We start from the raw sequence: 763 nt of genomic DNA, 5'->3' as shown, positions 1-763 counted from the left end.
CTTGCTGCCGGCCTCGCCTCGCAGGGCCACAGACGCGCGGAGCGGCCTGCTGGCGGCGCTCGATCAGTTTCTCAGCACTTGGACGCCCGGGCACCGCAGAGGCCCGTCAGCAGGCCGCTCCGGGTCTGTGGCGCAAGGTTGGGCGCTGTCCTTACCACCGGCTCTGCTCATTGCAGATCCCACCGCACCACAGGTGGTGGGCTGGTTCGGTGCCTTCTGTCTCTAAGGTTTGGGGGCTGGAAGGCGCTGTGCGCCCTTCTTGTTCTAATGTTCTTATAGTTCAGGCGTGAAAACGCATTTGAATACAATAGGTTGTACGTCTATCGGCCACAAATGGGGCCGCACAGGCCACAAATGGGGCCGCATGGGAAAGACCGTCCAAGTGGCCGCTGATCGGGCCTACGACCAGTCCAGGACCGTGCTGCCCGCCGAGGTGGCGCGCGGCACCTACATGCAGAATCCGCCGGGTCTGGCGGCACTCAAGCTGATGCACCTGCTCATCGCCAAGGCAGGCGGCAGGATGGGCGAGGACGTGGAGCATCGCGTCCGGCTGTCCGAGGTGCGCGGGGTCGAGGGGTTGCGCAACCACGATCGCGCCAGTCTCGCTCCGCTGTTCGCGGAGTTGCAGGCGGCCGTGCTGATCCACGATGACACCGAGAAGAAGCGCCTGACCATCGGGGGGCTGCTCGACATTGCCGAGGTGGACTACCGCGACGAACTGTCCGGCGACCTGGTCATCAGCTGGTATTTCTCACGGATGTTC

Annotated in this window: 1 pseudogene; it reads left to right on the top strand. The window is 64.2% G+C overall.

Going from position 1 to position 763, the window contains the following annotated elements:
- Nucleotides 1–364: 364 nt before the first annotated feature.
- Nucleotides 365–763, top strand: a pseudogene (locus CK240_RS17680) (replication initiation protein); the annotation flags it as partial.

It is taken from the genome of Paracoccus salipaludis (genome assembly GCF_002287065.1).
GTDB lineage: Bacteria > Pseudomonadota > Alphaproteobacteria > Rhodobacterales > Rhodobacteraceae > Paracoccus > Paracoccus salipaludis.
Note: the sequence above shows the minus strand (reverse complement) of the source record. Positions and strands in the feature narration are given on the sequence as shown.